This is a genomic window from Geodermatophilus sp. URMC 60, assembly GCF_053502585.1.
Genome location: NZ_CP199958.1, coordinates 3,230,716 through 3,248,325, shown reverse-complemented (window position 1 = coordinate 3,248,325; position 17,610 = coordinate 3,230,716). Strand labels below are relative to the sequence as shown.

At 76.4% G+C, this 17,610-nt stretch carries 16 protein-coding genes; 3 read left to right on the top strand and 13 right to left on the bottom strand.

All coding sequences use genetic code 11. The annotated features are described in order from the left end of the window. Nucleotides 1-24 precede the first annotated feature (24 nt). The 5 genes from ACWIX3_RS15415 to ACWIX3_RS15395 form a co-directional block, all read right to left on the bottom strand. Nucleotides 25-522 (bottom strand): hypothetical protein, encoded by a 498-nt coding sequence (locus tag ACWIX3_RS15415; protein ID WP_448608228.1) that lies wholly within the window; start codon nt 520-522, stop codon nt 25-27. A 73-nt stretch (nt 523-595) separates the two neighbouring features. After that, a complete protein-coding gene (locus tag ACWIX3_RS15410) occupies nt 596-1,504 on the bottom strand; it encodes a ParA family protein (protein ID WP_012949033.1) in 909 nt (302 codons plus the stop codon). 213 nt (nt 1,505-1,717) lie between these two features. Continuing rightward, nucleotides 1,718-2,641 (bottom strand): site-specific tyrosine recombinase XerD, encoded by a 924-nt coding sequence (xerD, locus tag ACWIX3_RS15405; RefSeq protein ID WP_448608227.1) that lies wholly within the window; start codon nt 2,639-2,641, stop codon nt 1,718-1,720. A gap of 20 nt (nt 2,642-2,661) precedes the next feature. Then, the gene (ald, locus tag ACWIX3_RS15400) at nt 2,662-3,777 is read right to left on the bottom strand and encodes an alanine dehydrogenase (protein ID WP_448608226.1); all 1,116 of its coding nucleotides are present in this window, start codon (nt 3,775-3,777) and stop codon (nt 2,662-2,664) included. A gap of 219 nt (nt 3,778-3,996) precedes the next feature. Next, entirely contained in the window at nt 3,997-4,416 is a 420-nt protein-coding gene (locus tag ACWIX3_RS15395) for a GlcG/HbpS family heme-binding protein (protein ID WP_448608225.1), read from the bottom strand. 96 nt (nt 4,417-4,512) lie between these two features. Here ACWIX3_RS15395 and ACWIX3_RS15390 point away from each other — a divergent pair, with 96 nt between their 5' ends. Both ACWIX3_RS15390 and ACWIX3_RS15385 read left to right on the top strand, forming a co-directional pair. Next, nucleotides 4,513-5,145 (top strand): hypothetical protein, encoded by a 633-nt coding sequence (locus ACWIX3_RS15390; RefSeq protein ID WP_448608224.1) that lies wholly within the window; start codon nt 4,513-4,515, stop codon nt 5,143-5,145. A gap of 44 nt (nt 5,146-5,189) precedes the next feature. Then, nucleotides 5,190-5,837, top strand: coding sequence for a hypothetical protein (locus ACWIX3_RS15385; protein ID WP_448608223.1), 648 nt, complete (start codon nt 5,190-5,192; stop codon nt 5,835-5,837). Between the two features lie 69 nt (nt 5,838-5,906). On the opposite strand, the gene ACWIX3_RS15380 is transcribed toward ACWIX3_RS15385, so the two are convergent. Genes ACWIX3_RS15380 through steA form a run of 8 tightly spaced genes read right to left on the bottom strand, consistent with a single transcriptional unit; the run spans nt 5,907 to nt 16,502 of the window. After that, complete coding sequence (locus ACWIX3_RS15380; protein ID WP_448608222.1) at nt 5,907-6,500, bottom strand: NUDIX domain-containing protein; 594 nt, start codon at nt 6,498-6,500, stop codon at nt 5,907-5,909. Continuing rightward, on the bottom strand, nt 6,500-8,221 hold the full coding sequence (locus ACWIX3_RS15375) for a CTP synthase (RefSeq protein WP_448608221.1): 1,722 nt from the start codon (nt 8,219-8,221) through the stop codon (nt 6,500-6,502). Before ACWIX3_RS15375 ends, ACWIX3_RS15380 begins: the two co-directional genes overlap by 1 nt. Then, complete coding sequence (locus tag ACWIX3_RS15370; protein ID WP_448608220.1) at nt 8,214-10,628, bottom strand: hypothetical protein; 2,415 nt, start codon at nt 10,626-10,628, stop codon at nt 8,214-8,216. The genes ACWIX3_RS15375 and ACWIX3_RS15370 overlap by 8 nt, the downstream gene beginning before the upstream one ends. Then, complete coding sequence (locus ACWIX3_RS15365; protein WP_448608219.1) at nt 10,625-11,746, bottom strand: glycosyltransferase family 4 protein; 1,122 nt, start codon at nt 11,744-11,746, stop codon at nt 10,625-10,627. Before ACWIX3_RS15365 ends, ACWIX3_RS15370 begins: the two co-directional genes overlap by 4 nt. Further along, nucleotides 11,739-13,364 carry a murein biosynthesis integral membrane protein MurJ gene (gene murJ, locus ACWIX3_RS15360; protein WP_448608218.1) on the bottom strand — a complete coding sequence of 542 codons (1,626 nt, stop codon included), beginning with the start codon at nt 13,362-13,364 and terminating at the stop codon, nt 11,739-11,741. Before murJ ends, ACWIX3_RS15365 begins: the two co-directional genes overlap by 8 nt. Beyond that, nucleotides 13,361-14,368, bottom strand: coding sequence for a hypothetical protein (locus tag ACWIX3_RS15355; RefSeq protein ID WP_448608217.1), 1,008 nt, complete (start codon nt 14,366-14,368; stop codon nt 13,361-13,363). Before ACWIX3_RS15355 ends, murJ begins: the two co-directional genes overlap by 4 nt. Continuing rightward, a complete protein-coding gene (locus ACWIX3_RS15350) occupies nt 14,365-15,318 on the bottom strand; it encodes a copper transporter (RefSeq protein ID WP_448608216.1) in 954 nt (317 codons plus the stop codon). The genes ACWIX3_RS15355 and ACWIX3_RS15350 overlap by 4 nt, the downstream gene beginning before the upstream one ends. Next, the gene (gene steA, locus ACWIX3_RS15345) at nt 15,315-16,502 is read right to left on the bottom strand and encodes a putative cytokinetic ring protein SteA (protein ID WP_448608215.1); all 1,188 of its coding nucleotides are present in this window, start codon (nt 16,500-16,502) and stop codon (nt 15,315-15,317) included. The genes ACWIX3_RS15350 and steA overlap by 4 nt, the downstream gene beginning before the upstream one ends. Nucleotides 16,503-16,667: 165 nt before the next feature. On the opposite strand from steA, the gene ACWIX3_RS15340 reads away from it, so the two are divergent. Next, complete coding sequence (locus tag ACWIX3_RS15340; RefSeq protein WP_448608214.1) at nt 16,668-17,528, top strand: TetR/AcrR family transcriptional regulator; 861 nt, start codon at nt 16,668-16,670, stop codon at nt 17,526-17,528. The last annotated feature ends 82 nt before the right edge of the window (nt 17,529-17,610 follow it).

Below are 17,610 nucleotides of genomic sequence, written 5' to 3'. Positions count from 1 at the left end.
CACCCCAGGACACCGCGGGAGGGATCACTTCCCCTTGAGCCGCGAGACGAGCACCGAGTCCTCGCCGCGCTCGGCCAGGTCGGCCAGCAGCACGCCGATGGCCTCGCGGACGATGCGGCCGCGGTCGGCGGCCACGCCGTGCTGGCCGCGCAGCGTCAGCCGGGCGCTCTCCAGCGCGAGCAGCTCCTCGGCGGAGATGTAGACGGTGATCTTCTCGTCGTGCTTGACGCGCTCGCTGCGCTGCGCCCGGCCACGGGTCGGCCGGACCGGGGTCACGGCCGGGGCCGGCGCGGGCTGACGGAAGGACGCCAGCGGGTCGGCGTCCTCCGCACCACCGGGGACGAGCGTCAGCGGGGCGGTCGGCTCGGCCGCGCCCTCGCCCCGGCGGGCGGCCCCGCCGCGCAGCACCGGCGAGCTCACCGTGGCGCTGATGCTGGGCAGCTCGGTGACCTCCGGCGCCGGGGCGGTGTCGGTGCGGCGGAACAGCTCCGCCGCACCGGGCAGGACGGGACGGCGGGTCACGCCGCCACCTCGCCGGCGCTCGGCGTCCGCGTGCCCCGGGGTGCTGCGTCCCCGTGTGATCCCGCGAGCCCGATCACAGTGCCAGGACCTCCTTGGCCAGGTCGCGGTAGGCCGACGCCCCCGTGGACGTCGGCGCCCACGTGGTGATCGGCTGACCGGCGACCGTGGTCTCGGGGAAGCGCACGGTCCGCTGGATGACGGTCTGGAAGACGGTGTCACCGAAGGCCTCGACGACGCGGCTGAACACCTCGCGGCAGTGCACGGTGCGCGCGTCGTACATCGTGGCGAGGATCCCGGAGATCTCCAGCTCGGGGTTGAGCCGCTCCTTGACCTTCTCGATGGTGTCGACGAGCAGGGCCACGCCGCGCAGCGAGAAGAACTCGCACTCCAGCGGGATGACCACGCCCTGCGCGGCGGTCAGGGCGTTGACCGTCAGCAGGCCCAGCGAGGGCTGGCAGTCGATGAGGATGTAGTCGTACTCGTCGCGGACGTCGGCGAGCACGCGCAGCAGGGTCTGCTCACGCGCCACCTCGCTGACCAGCTGCACCTCGGCGGCCGACAGGTCGATGTTGCTGGGCACCAGGTCCAGGCCCGGGATGTCGGTGGACACCCGCACGTCCTTGAGCGAGGTGCGCCGCTCCATGAGCGCGTTGTAGATGGTCCGGTCGAGGTTCTGCGCCGGGACGCCGAGCCCCACCGACAGCGCTCCCTGCGGGTCCAGGTCGATGAGCAGCACCTTGCGCCCGTACTCGACCAGCGCGGCGCCCAGGTTGATCGTCGACGTCGTCTTGCCGACGCCGCCCTTCTGGTTGCACATCGCGATGATCCGCGCGGGGCCGTGCTGCGTGAGCGGCTTGGGGTCCGGCAGCCGGCGCATGCGCGCGCGGGCCGGGTCCAGCCGCGGGGCGGCGGCACCCATCTCGGGCTCGGGGTCGGTCGGGAGCGCGAAGGCCTGGCCGGCCGCGTCCCCTCGGATCGCCATCGCTGTCGTGTCCTCCACCTCGTGCCCGTTCCGGCTCGCACCGGGAGCGGTCAGCCGTTCTGCCGCGCGGGATGCACCGACGGTAGGGAGATCGACACCATTGACCGAGGAGGCACGCCGCACGTCGTGTCGACTTGGCGACCCGTGCCAACTCAACTGTCACATCCGGCCGGAGCTCCTGGCAGAAGACGCCAAGGCACGGGTCGGTGGCTGTCAGGTGAGCGCGCGCGGGTGGCTGCTGGCGTACACCTCGCGCAGCCGGTCGACGGTGACGAGCGTGTAGACCTGCGTCGTGGTCACCGAGGCGTGACCGAGCAGCTCCTGGACGACGCGCACGTCGGCGCCGCCGTCGAGCAGGTGGGTGGCGAAGGAGTGCCGCAGGGTGTGCGGCGAGACCTCGACCACCAGCCCGGCCCGCTCCGCCGCCGTCCGCAGGATGGACCAGGCGCTCTGCCGCGACAGCGAACCGCCGCGGGCGTTGAGGAACAGCGCGCCGCCGCGCACACCGGAGCGGCCGGCAGCGGCCAGCGCCGGGCGGGCCCGCACCAGGTAGTCCTCGACCGCCCGCAGCGCGTAGGACCCGACGGGCACGATCCGCTGCTTGCCGCCCTTGCCGGCCAGCCGCACCACCGACTGGCCGCGGTCGAGGTCGTCGACGGCCAGCCCGACCGCCTCGGAGATGCGCGCCCCGGTGCCGTAGAGCAGCTCGAGCAGCGCCCGGTCGCGCAGCCCGCGCGGCCCCTCCAGTGCGCCGGCGGCCTCGATCAGCGCGACCACCGACTCGACCGGGATCGCCTTGGGCAGCCGCCGCGCCGGGGACGGTGGCCGCACCTCGTGGGCCACGTCGTCGGGCACCAGCCCGTCGAGCAGCGCGAACCGGTGCAGCCCCCGGACGGCGACCACCGCGCGCGCCGCCGACGTGGCCGACAGCGGCGGGTGGTCGTCGTCCCCCTGGCGGAGCGCGGCGAGGAAGCCGGCGACGTCGGACTCGGCCACCTCGCCCAGCCCGCGCACGCCCGCGGCGTCGAGGAACTCGGTGTAGCGGCGCAGGTCGCGGCGGTAGGCGGAGATCGTGTTGGCCGACAGGCCGCGCTCGACGGTGAGGTGGTCGAGGTAACCGGTGACCACCCGCTCCACCGCCGACGTGGTGGACGTCGTCAGAGGAGCACCTCCTCGAGGGGGACGGCGGTCATCCCGTGGGCCTCGGCGACCTCGGGCAGCACCACCTGCCCGGCGACGACGTTGACGCCGTGGGCCAGGGCCGGGTCCGAGCGGACGGCGGCTGCGGTGCCCTCGTTGGCCAGCGCCATGACGTAGGGCAGCGTGACGTTGGTCAGCGCGTGCGTCGAGGTGTTGGGGACCGCACCGGGCATGTTGGCCACGCAGTAGAAGACCGACCCGTGCACGCGGAAGGTCGGGTCGTCGTGCGTGGTGGGTCGGGTGTCCTCGAAGCAGCCGCCCTGGTCGACGGCGATGTCCACGAGCACCGACCCGGGCTTCATCCGCGACACCAGCTCGTTGCCGACCAGCGTGGGCGCCTTCGCGCCGGGCACCAGCACCGCCCCGATGACCAGGTCGGCGTCGAGGACGGCCCGCTCGACCTCGTAGGCGTTGGAGGCCACCGTCTGCAGGTGCCCCTGGTAGATGCGGTCGGCGGCGCGCAGCTTGTCGATGTCCCTGTCCAGGACGACGACCTCGGCCTGCATGCCCAGCGCGATCGCAGCGGCGTTCATGCCCGAGACGCCGGCGCCGATGACGACCACCTTGGCCGCGTAGACCCCGGAGACGCCACCGAGCAGCACCCCGCGGCCGCCGTGCGCGCGCTCCAGGCTGTGCGCGCCGACCTGCGGCGCCATCCGTCCGGCGACCTCCGACATCGGGGCGAGCAGCGGCAGGGCGCCGTCGGCGGTCTGCACCGTCTCGTAGGCGATCGCGGTGGTGCCGGAGGTGACCAGCGCGTCGGTGCACTCCTTGGACGCCGCCAGGTGCAGGTAGGTGAACAGCGTCTGCCCGGTGCGGAGCCGGGAGTGCTCCTCGGCGACCGGCTCCTTGACCTTCAGCAGCAGGTCCGCGTCGGCCCACACGTCGTCGGCGTCGGCCACGATCGTCGCCCCCGCGGCGGTGTAGTCCCCGTCCGGGATGGACGAACCCTCCCCCGCGCCCCGCTCGACGAGCACCGCGTGCCCGGCCCGCACCAGCTCGGTCACCCCCGCGGGGGTGAGCGCCACCCGGTACTCCCGGTTCTTGACCTCTCGGGGAACCCCGACCCGCATCGTCCGCTCCTGGTCCCGGTGGGACGTCCCGAGGGTGACGGGCGCCGCACCGCGTCGTGGGCCCACCCGGTCGGGGCGCGCCTCGCGCGGAGTGTAGGAGAAGGACCCCCTCGCCCCCCGCCACTCGCACGCTCGTGGCGGGCCCCTGCGAGCGGTCCGCGCGGCGAGCCTCTGGACGGGGCCTCGCGGCGGGCCCCCTGCACGGGCCGGGGTGCTCCCTCAGCCGGCGCTGGTCGCGTACCCGCAGGCGGTGACGGCCGCGCTGCAGACGTCCTCGTCCTGCTGGCCGGTGCCCCCGCTGGCGCCGAGCGCCCCGACCAGCTGCCCGTCGGCGTAGACCGGCACGGCGCCCGGCTGCGGCGTGAAGCGGCCCCCGGTCATCGTGGTCAGCGCGGTGGAGAAGTTCGGCAGGGTCTCCATCTTGGCCTTCTGCCCGGCGCTGGGCATGCCGTAGGCCGCCGCGGTCCAGGCCTTGCCCTGGGCGACGTCGGTGGAGATCCACGGTGCGCCGTCGGTGCGCAGCAGGGCCACGAGGTGGCCCGCAGCGTCCATGACGGCGAAGGACATGGGGACGGCGACCCGGGCGCACTCCTCCCGGGCTGCGGAGAGGAGGGCCAGGGCCTGCTCGGAGGTCAGCACGGGGTCAGCCTGCCAGCGCCCCCGGGGTCTCCGCCTGCGGGGAGGGCGGCCGCGGCGGAAGGTGGGCGGGTCCCCCCGTCCGACAGGAGGAGTTCCGTGCCCCTGTACGCCCCGTCCCCCGCCCTGCGCGGTCGCCAGCTGGGCGCCGACGTCGGGCTGCTGGCCTGGCTGGTGCTCTGGGTGCTGGTGGCCCGGACGGCGCACGGCGCGGTGCTGGCCCTGGCCGAGCCCGGCCGGGCCGTCGAGGACCTCGGCGCCTCGGTGGCCGGCAGCATGTCCTCGGCCGCGCAGGCCGCCGAGGACGTCCCCGTGGTCGGCGACGAGCTGGCCGCGCCCTTCGAGGCGCTGGGCTCGGCCGGCGGGTCGGTCGGCGGCGCGGGGCAGGCCGCGCAGGACGCCGTCGGCACCCTGGCCACGGTGCTCGCCGTCGTCCTCGTCGTCCTCCCGGTGGGCTGGCTGCTGCTGCACTGGCTGCCCTGGCGGCTGGGCTGGGTGCGCGAGGCCGGCGCCGCGCGGCGGCTGGCGACCGCGGACCCCGCCGTGCTCGCGGCCCGGGCGCTGGCCACCGCGCCGCTGGGGCGGCTCGCCGACCTGCCGCCCGGCACCGCCGACGCGTGGCGCGCCGGCGACCCGGCCGCGACCCGCACGCTGGCCGCCGTCGAGCTCGCCCGCCTCGGCCTGCCCGCGGACACCCTCGGGCGGGACGAGCGCCCGTTGGGGTTGAGGTGACGCCTGGGACTGCCGATGACCGGGGGGACACCAGGAGGTACTGCGTGGCACGGCGGGCACGACGGGGACGCGGGACCGGCACGGTCGCCGCGGTGGCGGCGGTCGGGCTGATCGCGCTCAGCGGGCCGGCGACCGAGGTCGCCGCCACGGTGACCGCCACCCGGACGGCACTGCCCGCGGTCCCGGCTCCCGCGGCCGCGCTCCCCCGCCCGGTCACGGTCGTCGCCGCGGCACCGCCCGCGCCGGCCGCCGTCCCGCCGGTGAGCGTGGTGGACGTCCCGCGTCCGCAGCAGATCGAGGTCCGCGTGCGGCCCGGCGTGCCGCACGGGGTCATGCCCGACACCGACCCGCCGCCCTCGTCGTGCGGCGGCTACGCCAACCCGCGGCAGATCCTCCCGGGCGTGGTGCCCGGCGTCGCCTCGGCCACGGTGAGCTGGCAGGCCGACGGGCACACCGACGTCCGGCGGTACCGGGTGCAGGCGGTCAGCCAGCGGCTCGTCCCGGGCCTGCAGCCCGAGCCGCCGTCGCTGGTCGCGCCCCGGCCCGCCGGCTGCCGGCCGGTCACCGTGACCTTCGCCGGCCTGACCTCAGGCGTCCCCTACGTGTTCTGGCTCGAGGAGGAGGTGCCCGACACCCTCGGCGTGCTGCGCTGGGTGCAGGTGGGCACCTCGGCCCCCGCCGTCATCCGGTGAGGACCCCGTCCTCCTCACCCCTCGCTGGGTCCCACCGCGAGCCTGCGGGTGGCGGGGGCAAGGGGGTCCTCACTCGGCGGGGCGCAGCTGCGGCGTGGTCGCCCGGACCTGCGCCGCGGCGAGCACGCCGATGACCGCCGACGAGTTGCGGATCCCGCCCGAGAAGACCCGCTGCACCGCCTCGTCCAGCGGCACCCGCTCCACGGTCATGTCGAGCTCCTCGTGCTCGACGACGAAGCCCTCCGGCCGGTCTGCGGACGTGAGCCCCTCGGCCAGGTAGACGAGGATCTCCTCGTCGCAGAAGCCCGGCGTCGAGTAGTTGTTCGCCAGCAGCGACCAGCGCTCGGCCGCCAGCCCCGCCTCCTCGGCGAGCTCGCGCTTCGCGGTGGTCAGCGGCGCCTCGCCGTCGGCGTCGCGCAGGCCGGCGGGCAGCTCCCACAGGTAGCCGCGCACCGGGTGGCGGTACTGGCGGACCATCACGATCCGGCCCTCGTCGTCCACCGCGGCGACGCACACGGCGCCGATGTGCCGGACGATCTCCCGCACGCTGTCCCCGCCGCCGGGCATCGCGACGGTCTCCTTGACGAGGGTGATGATCCGCCCCTCGTGCACGGTCTCGCTGGCGAGGACCTCGTACTCCCCCGGCCGCGCCGGCTCGGTCATCAGATCCCCACCTTCTCCGCCTCGTCGACCGGCACGGGCAGCCGCGCGGACTCCGAGAAGTCGATCGCCGCCTGCACGAACGCCGCGAACAGCGGGTGCGGCCGGGTCGGGCGGCTCTTGAGCTCGGGGTGGGCCTGGGTGCCGACGAAGAACGGGTGCACCTCGCGCGGCAGCTCGGCGAACTCGACCAGCAGGCCGTCGGGCGAGGTGCCCGAGAAGACCAGCCCGGCCTCGCCGATCCGGTCGCGGTAGGCGTTGGCCACCTCGTAGCGGTGCCGGTGCCGCTCGGTGATCTCCGTGCCGCCGTAGGCCTGGGCGACGACCGAGCCCTTCTGCAGGGTGGCCGGGTAGCTGCCCAGCCGCATGGTGCCGCCCATGTCGCCGCGGCCGGCGACGACGTCGACCTGGCTGGCCATCGTGGCGATGACCGCGTCGGGGGTGTCGGGGTCGAACTCCGCGGAGTTGGCGTCGGGCAGCCCGGCCAGGTTGCGCGCTGCCTCGATGACCATGCACTGCAGGCCCAGGCACAGCCCCAGCAGCGGGAGGCCGTTGACCCGCGCGTGGCGGATCGCCCCCAGCTTGCCGTCGATGCCGCGCACGCCGAACCCGCCGGGGATGCAGACGCCGTCGACGCCGGCCAGCGCCCGCTCGGCGCCCTCCGGGGTCTGGCAGTCGTCGGAGGGCACCCAGCGGATCTGCACCCGGCTGCGGTGGGCGAACCCGCCGGCGCGCAGCGCCTCGGTGACCGAGAGGTAGGCGTCGGGCAGGTCGATGTACTTGCCGACCAGCGCGATGGTCACCGTCTGCTTGGGCGCGTGGACCCGGTCGAGCAGGTCGCCCCACACGGTCCAGTCGACGTCCCGGAACGGCAGGCCCAGCCGGCGGACGACGTAGGCGTCCAGGCCCTCGCGGTGCAGCACCTTGGGGATGTCGTAGATCGACGGCGCGTCGGGGCAGGAGATGACGCCCTCGGCGTCGACGTCGCACATCAGGCTGATCTTGCGCTTGAGGCCGGTGCCGATCTCCCGGTCCGAGCGGCACACCAGCGCGTCGGGCTGGATGCCGATGTTGCGCAGCGCGGCGACCGAGTGCTGCGTCGGCTTGGTCTTCAGCTCACCGGACGGCGCGATGTAGGGCACCAGCGAGATGTGCAGGAAGAAGCAGTTGTCCCGGCCGATCTCGTGGCGCACCTGCCGCGCGGCCTCGAGGAAGGGCAGCGACTCGATGTCGCCGACGGTGCCGCCGACCTCGGTGATGACGACGTCCACCCGCTCGGAGGCCCCCTCCTCCGCCGACATCGCCGCGGCCATGATCCGGGCCTTGATCTCGTTGGTGATGTGCGGGATGACCTGCACGGTGTCGCCGAGGTACTCGCCGCGCCGCTCCTTGGCGATCACCTCCGAGTAGACCTGCCCGGTGGTCACGTTCGACCTGCCGGTGAGGTCGGTGTCGAGGAACCGTTCGTAGTGCCCGATGTCCAGGTCGGTCTCGGCGCCGTCCTCGGTGACGAACACCTCGCCGTGCTGGAACGGGTTCATCGTCCCGGGGTCGACGTTGAGGTAGGGGTCCAGCTTCTGCATGGTGACCCTGAGGCCACGGCTGGACAGCAAGGCGCCGAGGGAGCTGGCCGTCAGGCCCTTGCCGAGAGAGGAGACAACTCCACCGGTGACGAAGACGAACTTCGTCGGCTGGGAGTTGTGGAGGAGCCCGAGGTCACGCATTCCATACGGTCGATCCACGGGAGACCACCGTAACACGATCGGTCCCCTCGCCCGCCGGGGCCGCGGCCGTGCCGTCGGCCACCTGGGCGCCGGCCCGCGGACCCGTGGCCAGCCACACCAGCAGCGGCACCAGCAGGGACGCCCCGGTCGCCGGCAGGGCCACCCCGGAGTCGTTGGCCGCCGCCCCCAGAGCGAGGCTCAGCGCGCCGGCCAGCAGCCCGGCCCGCAGCACCGCGAGGTCGCCGGGCGGCAGCAGGTCGCGGCGGCTCCGCAGCAGACCGGGCCCGCGCAGCGGCGCCGGCAGCAGGCGCTGCGTCCACCCACCCCACCGGCCCCCCGCCGGGCGCACCAGCCAGACCGCGGCGACCAGCGCGACCGGCAACAGCCAGGCCAGCGGGCTGCCGAGCAGGATGTCGAGGTTGGCCTGCGCCTTGCGGCTGACCACCGTCCACGCCTCGCCGGTGAGCAGCTGCTCGACGAAGCGGCCCAGGTGGCTGCGCTCGGCGGCCGGCCGCAGCCAGTCGACGAAGGCCAGCGTGCCCACCGCCGCCACGGCCAGTGCGAGCACCGCAGCCATCCGGGTCACCGTCACGCGGGTGCCGGTGAGCAGCATCGCCAGCAGCAGGAAGCCGGGCAGCGCGGCGAGCACCCCGCCGAAGTCGCGGCCCAGTGCCGGCGACCCCACGACCAGCACGGTGAGCGCTCCGGCGCCCAGCACGACGGCCGCGGTGACCGCGCGCGCCCGGCCCATGGGTGCCCGGCGGGCGGCGGCCGTGGCGAGAGCGGCGGTGAGCAGCAGGGCGCTGACCGCGAGCAGCCCGAACCCGAGGTTGCCGTAGCCGGTGAAGCGCCCGGCCACGATCGGGTCGTAGCCGAGCAACCCGTTGAGCTCGAGGGTCGAACCGGTGAGCACGTCACCGGCCAGGGTGCCCAGCGTGATCGCCAGGACGGCGGCCGGCGGGCCCAGCGGACGGCGCCGCCACGGGCCCAGCGCGGCGATCGCGAGCACGGCCAGCGCGGCCAGCAGCACGCTGCCGGCCAGCGCCAGCCGCGGCGCCGGAGCCAGCTCCCACGGCAGCAGCCCGGCGAGGTAGCTGGCCACCGGCACCGCGGCGGCGCCGAGGGCGACCGGGCGGGCCGCGCCGCGCAACCGTTCCCCGACCGGCCGCGGTGCCCGGTCGCGGCGCCGTCCCCCGGCCACGAGCAGGCCCAGCCCGACGACGGCGGCGTCGATCAGCACCAGCCCGATGAAGAAGGCCCCGGTGCTGCGGTAGTGCACGGAGGCGGCGGTGTTGGCCCGCTCGAGCACCCCGATCGCCTCGGCCAGCGGGGGGCGCTCGCCGTCGGCCTGCAGCGCCTGGCCGTTCATCGACACCGGCCGCTCCAGGCCCAGCGCGGCGAGGACGGTGGGCGCGGTGTCGATCAGCTGCACGAACGGCGCGCGGCCGGTGCTCGCCGAGGTGAGCCACCGGGCACCGGGGGACCCCGGGCCGGAGGCGATGCCGACGTGCAGCTGAGCCCGGCCGTCGTTGACCTCGGAGATGCCCTGGACGAGCAGCAGCGTCTCCCCCGGCGCCGCCTCGACGGCGGCTCCGAGCCGGGCGAGCGCGGCGTCGATGGCGGCCAGCGCCGCGGCGCGGGGCCGCGGCTCGGTGCCGGTGTCGCTGCCCTCGAGCGCGGGCTCGCCGGCGTCCACCAGGTCGTCGAGGCCCACCAGCACCAGCGGGCAGCCGGTCAGCAGCTCGCCGGGGTCGGCGGGCAGCTCCTCGCGCTGCCCGATCGTCACGCCGGGCGCGGCGACGGCCAGCGCCGGCGCCCGGCCGACGACGGTGGCGCAGCCGACGGCCGCGCCCAGCGCTGCCGGCTCCGCACCGAAGCGCGCCGTGGCGGGGTCGCCGGCGACCGCGGCGACGGCGGCCTGCGGATCGGCCAGGCCGGCCGCGGCCAGCCGCTCCTGCAGGCCGCAGTGCGACAGCGCGGGGCTGGCCGGCGGCACCGGTGGGGTCTGCTCCTCGGGGCCGGCGGCGCCCGGATCGGCCGGCGCCTCGCCGGGCAGGGGCACGGTCGGGAGCGGCACCGGCGGGATCGACTCGTCGGGGGCCGGGAAGCGCGCGCGGTTGCCCGCGCCGAGGGTTGCCCAGCCGTCGAGCACGCAGCTGGTGGAGCGCGCGGCGCGCACCGACACCGCGCCGATCGGCGCGTCCTCCGCCAGCGCCCACAGCGCCGGCGTCGCCTCGGGGTCGACGTCGTCCCAGACCAGGCCGGGGACGCCGACGACGACCACCCGGTCGGCACGGTCCCCCTCGGCCGGTGCCGCACCCGCGGGCGGGACGGTGACCAGCACGGTGGGGAGCAGGACGGCGAGGACGGCGAGGAGCAGCGCCGCGGCCCGCGCGAGCCGGGTCACCGCGGTGCGCCGAGCAGCTCGCGGTAGAGGGCGACGAGCTGACGCGCGGTCGCGGCCTCGTCCGGCCACGTCGCCGCCCGGCGGGTGCCGGCCTCGGCCAGCGACCGGGCGCGCGCCGGGTCGTCGAGCAGCCCGGTCACCGCGTCGGCCAGCGCCGCCGCGTCGCCGACCGGCACCAGGGCGGCGCCGTCGCCGAGCAGCTCGGGAAGGCCGCCGGTGCGGGTGGCGACCAGCGGGGTGCCGGCACGCAGCGCCTCCTGCGCGGTCAGCGAGCGGGCCTCCCACCGCGACGGCAGGACGGCGAGGTCGGCGGCGGCGAGCAGGTCGGCGACGTCGCCGCGCCGGCCGAGCAGCACCACCGGCAGCCGCTCGGCCGCGATCCGGGCGGCCAGCCGGTCGTGCAGCGGGCCGTCGCCGGCGACGGCGACCAGCGGCGGCCGCGAGCCGGCGGCCCAGCGGGCGGCCGCGTCGAGCAGGACGTCGTAGCCCTTCTGCGGGTGCAGCCGCCCCACGGCGACCACCAGGGACCGGCCGTCGGCCACCCCGAGCTCGGTGCGGACCTCGGCCGCCGGCCGTTGCGGCGCGGGCAGCGGCGGAGCGGAGACGGGCGCGACCCGGACGTCGCGCGCACCCTGCCGCCAGGCGTTCTCGGCGAGGTCGCCGGAGGCGGCCAGGACGACGTCGGCGCCGCGGATGGTGGCCCGCTCGACCAGTCGCAGCACCCGGCGCAGCGCGCCGCCGCGCTCGGGCAGGGCGTTGTGCAGGGTGAGCACCAGTGGCCGGCCGCCGCGCCGCCGGGCCGCCGCGGCGACCAGGCCTGCGCGCAGACCGTGGGCGTGCACCAGGTCGGCGTCGGCCGTGGCCCGGCGCAGCGCGGCGACGGCGCGGGCGTCGGCCACCGGTGAGAGGCCCGCGGAGATCTCGACCGGCGCGAAGGTCGCCCCGGAGGCCGTGAAGCCGAACAGCCGCTCGGTCGCCGCTGGGCCGCACACCCGCGCGTCGGCGCCGGCCGCGGCGAGGGCGGGCAGCACCGCGCGCACGTGCGTGCCGACCCCACCGGTGCTGGTGGCCAGGACCTCGGCCACCCGGCGGCCCTGCAGCGGGTGCCGCTCAGCCACCGTGCACCTCCTGGCGATCGCTCCGACGCAGCCCGCGCACCGCCGCCAGCAGCGGTCGTCGCGCGGTTCCCATCATGACCGCCGCGGCGACGGCCAGTGCGGCCGCCGCGGCGAGCACCCCGGCGCCGACGGTCGCGGCGAGACGGCCCTCCGGCACCGGGTCGGCGCCCAGCGCGCCGGCGACGGCGAGGCCCGCGGTGGCAGCGAGGGTGGCGGCGAGGAGCGCGGGCAGCCCGGTGCGGGCGACCCCCGCGAGCCCGGCCGGGCCCACCACCCGCGCGACGACGGCGAGCAGCGCGAGCCCGCCCGCGGTGACCCCGGCGCTGTGGCCGGCGGCGAGGGCGACGCCGCGGTCGACCGCCGGCAGCACCTGCGCGAGCACGACGTCCGCCACCACGGCGAGCAGCCAGCCCCCGAGCACGCAGGCCGTCGGCGCCCTCCACAGCCCGCGGGCGTAGAGCGCGCGGGAGAGGACGGCCACCAGCCCGTAGCCGGGCAGCCCCGGCGCGAAGGCGACGATGGTGTCCCGCAGCGCAGCGACGACGGCCGCCGGCTCCCCGGTGAGGAACACCCCGGCCATCGGCCCGGCGACCGCGACCAGCACCGCCGCGGCGACCGTGCAGGCGACGACGACGAGGGCGGTGACCGGGGCCAGCGCCCGCCGGAAGCCGGCCTCGTCGCCCGTTCCGGCGCGCTCGGCCAGCCCCGGGTAGGCCGAGGTGGCCAGCGGCACCGCGAACGCGGCCCACGGCACGAGGAAGACCGTCAGCCCGGCGACGTAGACGACCTGGGTGCCCTCGGGGGCGCCGGCGTTGGCCAGCCGGATAGCCACCGCGGCCAGCAGCTGCTGCCCGGCGAGGGTGAGCACGCCCGCCACCGCGAGGCGGCGCACCCGCGGCGCGGCGCCGACCGGGAAGCGCAGCGACGGCCGCAGGCCCAGGCGCAGCCGCCGCACGGGCAGCAGCAGGGACAGCGACAGCGCAGCCACACCGAGCGTCGTCCCGACCGACAGCACCAGCTCGGCAGGGGTGGCCAGCCCTTCCGCCGTCCGGCTGCCGCCGATGGCGGCGAAGGTGAGGTAGGCCCCGGCGACCACGACGCTCGACAGCAGCGGCGCCAGCGCGGGTGCGGCGAACCGGCGGTGCGCCTGCAGCACGCCGGTGAGCACGATGCCGATCCCGTACAGCACGACCTGCGGCGCGAAGACGACGAGGAAGCGGGCGGCGAGGTCGACCTGCACCGGGTCCTGCGAGCCGAGCAGCAGCCGGGCGACCGGCTCGGCGCAGATCGCGAGCAGCACGGCCAGCGGGGTGAGCACCAGCAGGCTCCAGCCGAGCAGCGCCGAGGCGGTGCGCCGCACCTGCTCGCGGTCGCCGGTGGCGATGCCGCCGGCCAGCATCGGGACGACGAGGCTGGCCAGCGCACCGCCGGCGACCACCTCGAAGACGATGTTCGGGACGTTGTTGGCCGCCAGGTACGCGTCGCCGGTGCTGCCGGCGCCGACGGCGTTGGTGAACACCAGCGTGCGGCCGAACCCGGCCAGCCGGGCGAGCACGGTGAGGACGGCGATCAGCGCGGCGGCGCCGGCGACCCCCCGGACGACCTGCCTCGACGTCATGCCCGGAGTCGGCCCAGCCGGTCCAGCTCCCGCAGTCCGGGTGTGGCCTCGATGACGCGCGTGAAGCTCACCCGCTCGCTGGCCAGGGTCAGCCCGACCACCGCGGCGAGCGCCCCGGCGCGGGCGCGCCGGCCCGGCACCGCAGCTGCCCGGAGCCCGAGCAGCGCGCCGACGGCGTTGGCGCCGCAGTCCCCGAGCATCACCCGCTCCCCCAGGTCGGCCGGCAGCACGGCCAGGCTCGCGCCGAGGGGGCCCGCGACGAGCGGGCCCGACGGCCCGCCCAGCCCGGCGGCGGCCGCGAGCGCGGCGGCCTTGGCCGCACGGCCGGGGCGCAGGTCGAGCAGGTTGACCAGGTTGGCCGTGCCGGCGACCAGCCCGGTGGTGAGGACGGCGTCCGCGAGCGTGGTGAGGCGGTGGAGCGGCCCCGCTGCAGGCAGAAGGACCCCGTCCCCCCCGCGAAGGACCCTCCTGCCCTCCGCCACTCGCGAGCTCGCGGCGGGACCCCGCAGGAGGGCCGATCGTGGCTCGGGGCGGTGCCCTGGACGGGGCCGCTGGGGGGCAGCGGGGTCCTGGTGGAGCAGCGCCGCGGCTGCTGCGGCGGCGGCACCGATGCCGGCGACCTTCACCGCGCCGGCCGACACCCGGCCGGCGCGCAGTGCGCGCAGGTGTCCGGCCAGCCCCTTGTCGCGGACCTGCTCGGGGCGGGCGCCGGCCAGGTCGTCGTAGCCGCCGACCAGCCCGGACACGGTGCCGACCAGCGCGGCGGCCGCACGGGTCCCGGTCGGGGCGCCGGCCACCGCGGACGCCGTCGCGGCCGCCGCCAGGGCCGGGCCGCCGAGCAGGGTCACCGGCCGGCCGGCGTAGTTGGTGCGCCGCCAGGGCGCACCGGCCTGGCGCGCGTCGAGCGCCGCCGCACCGGCGAGGGCGAGCCGGGCCGCGGCCGCGCCACCGAGGGCGAGCAGCGCCCGGCGCCGCGCGCCGCCGTCGGACCGCCGGCCGGTCACGGGGCCGCGGCGGGGACCGGCGGCACCGGCTGGGTGTCCTCGCCCACGCCGTAGGCGCCCGACGTGCCCTCGCTCTCCCGTCCGAGGGCGAGCACCGTGCTGATCCGGCCGGACGCCGAGTCGACGTCGTCGACGGTCGAGACGGCCGCGGAGTCCTCCGGGTCGGCGCGGATCACGCCGATCAGCCCGGTCTCGCCGGCCGACGCGGGGTCACCGGCGACGACGACGCCCGAGCCGGCGGCGTCCAGCGCCAGCGCGAGGTCGACCAGGGTGTCGGTGCGCTGCTCGGCGTCCTCCTCGACCGGGACGCCCGCGGTGAGCAGCACGGCGAAGTCGGCCGGGGCGACGGAGGTCGACTCCACGTCCAGCACGTCGAGCGCGCGCAGGCCCGCGAGGACGCTGGAGAGCGCGGCGGTGTCCGGCACCTCGGCGCCGGGCGCGGCCGGCCGCATGAGCACCTGGGCCAGCAGCGAGCCGACCAGCTGACCGGTGTCGTCGGTCTCCGGCAGCGTGACGCCCGTGGGCAGGCCCGGGCCGGTGACGTAGCTCTGCACCTCCGCGGCGGTGGCCGGGTCGCTGTACTCCGGCTGCAGCCGGATGGTGCCGGTCAGGGTGCCCCCCGCCTGGCCGACGAGGGTGGACACCTCCTCGACGGTCTCGGGGGCGACGTCCTCGTCGGTGGCGACCAGCACCACGCTGCGCTCGGCGAGGCTGCCGGCGACCAGGGTGGGGGCGACGGCCTGCTCGAAGGCGTCACTGGTGTCCTGCTGGGCCTGCAGCTCCCGGGTCTGGGTCTCCAGCTCCCGCTTGTCCTCGGCGAGCGTGGCCACCTGCCCCTCGAGGTCCTCGAGGATGGGCGCGTTGAGCGCCGTGGTGCCGATGACGATGCCCAGCGCGACGGCCAGGAAGACCGCGATCAGCGAGACCAGGTGGTAGCGGAAGTCGATCACGAGAAGAGGTTCTCCAGCCAGAACACGAAGCTGTTCCATTGGTCGACCATCAGGTCGAGGTAGACGCGGCCGGCCGCGGAGACGGCGAGGGCCGACCCGATGGCGATGAAGGCGGCGAGCACCAGGACGACCAGGGTCAGCGTCGAGATGCGGCTGCGGTAGAGCCGGCTCACGCCCTTGGCGTCGACGAGCTTGCCGCCCAGCCGCAGCCGGGTGAGGAAGGTGGAGGCCATGCCGCCGCGGCCCTTGTCGAGGAACTCGACCAGCGTGGCGTGGGTGCCGACGGCGACGATGAGCTTGGCGCCCTTCTCGTCGGCCAGCAGCATCGCGATGTCCTCGCTGGTGGCCGCGGCCGGGAAGGTGATCGCCTCGACACCGAGGTCCTGGACGCGGGCCAGGCCCGGGGCGCGGCCGTCGGCATAGGCGTGGACGACGACCTCGGCGCCGCTCTTGAGGACCTCGTCGCTCACCGAGTCCATGTCGCCGATGATCATGTCCGGGCGGTATCCGGCCTCGACGAGCGCGTCCGCGCCGCCGTCGACCCCGACGAGCACCGGCCGGTAGTCCCGGATGTAGGACCGCAGCGCCTGCAGGTCCTCCCTGTAGTCGTAGCCGCGGACGACGACCAGCACGTGCCGGCCCTCGATCTGCGTGGCCACGTCGGGGACGCCGACGCCGTCGAGCAGCAGCGCCCGCTCGCGCTTCATGTACTCCATCGTGTTGGTGGCGAAGGCCTCCAACTGGACCGAGAGCCCGGTCCGCGCCTCGGCCATCGCCTCGGCGACGCTGTCCGGGGTCTGCTCGGTGCCCTCGGCGACGACGGTGCCGTCCGCCAGCAGCAGCCGGTTGCCGTCGACGCGGACCGTCGTCCCCTCCTTGACCGCCGACATCACGTCCTTGCCGACGCCGTCGATCAGCGGGATGCCGGCGCCGACGAGGATCTCGGGGCCGAGGTTCGGGTACCGGCCGGAGGTGCTCGGCGCGGCGTTGACCACCGCGGCGACCCGGCAGGTGACCAGCGAGTCGGCGCTGACCCGGTCGATGTCGACGTGGTCGATCACCGCGACGTCCCCGGGGCGCAGTCGCTTGGTGAGGTTCTTGGTGCGGCGGTCAAGCCGCACGGTGCCGGTCACTCCGGGGGCCGCTTCGGGCGCCCGGCCACGGCGGAGAGAGCCGATGCGCATGACCTGCACTCTCCCACGGAGGCCTCCGGCCGCTGCCGTCCGACGCGCATCGGCGACATTCCAGTAACGCAGAGTGTCCGACACCACGGGAACGGCGACACGCCGGACACGCGTGCCACACCAGCCCCGCCGGAGCTCCCAGGCGTGCTGTCTAGCGTTGGGCGGATGACTCGAGGGGCGCAGGCAGCCGGCCGCACGGACTCCGACGACGAGGTCCGGCCGGAGACGCCCGAGGCGGTCGTCCACGAGCTGCCCGCGACGGAGCCTCCGGCCGACGACGACCACGACGACCACGAGGCGCCCCCGCTGCCCGGCGCCACCACCCCGGCCGCTCCGCCCGCGGGCGCCGAGCCCGAGCAGCCCGCCCGCGGCCGGCGCGGGCGGCGGGCCCTGCGCGGACCGGGTCTGCGCGACCGGCGCCGCCAGCAGACCCGCGCGACGATCATCGAGGCCGCCGCCGAGCTCTTCGCCGAGCGCGGGTTCGACGCGGTGAGCGTCGTGGAGATCGCGCAGCGGGCCGGCGTGGTCGAGAAGACGGTGTTCAACCACTTCCCGGTCAAGGAGGGGCTGGTCTTCGAGGCCGACCCGCCGATGCGCGCGGCGCTGCTCGAGGCGGTGCGCCGTCGACCCGCCGGCGAGTCGGTGAGCGCGGCCGCCGGCACCTTCGTCGTCCGGGCGATGAGCGGGCTGGGCGCCCCGGAGGCCGCGGCCGGTGTGGCGGAGATGGCCCGGGTGATCCGCGGCAGCCGCACCCTGCAGGTGCGCGAGCGGGAGATCCTCGGCGAGCTGACCACCGCGCTGGCCGAGCTCATCGCCGAGGAGGCGCAGCCCGAGCCGGGTGAGCTGGCGCCGTGGCTGGCCGCGCACGCGGTGCTCAGCCTCTACGCCGCGCTGCTCGAGCTCGCCCGTGACCGGGTGCTCGCCGGCGTCTCCGGGCCGGAGCTCTCCGCGGAGCTGCGTGCCCGCGGCGAGCGCGGCCTGGCCCTGCTGCAGTTCGGACTCGCGGGCTACGCCAAGCGGCGGTGACACGGTCGGCCCACCGGCCGGCACCGCGATGACACCGCGATGACCCCGTGGTCCTCCGGACCGCACCGCGGCCGGGAGCCGT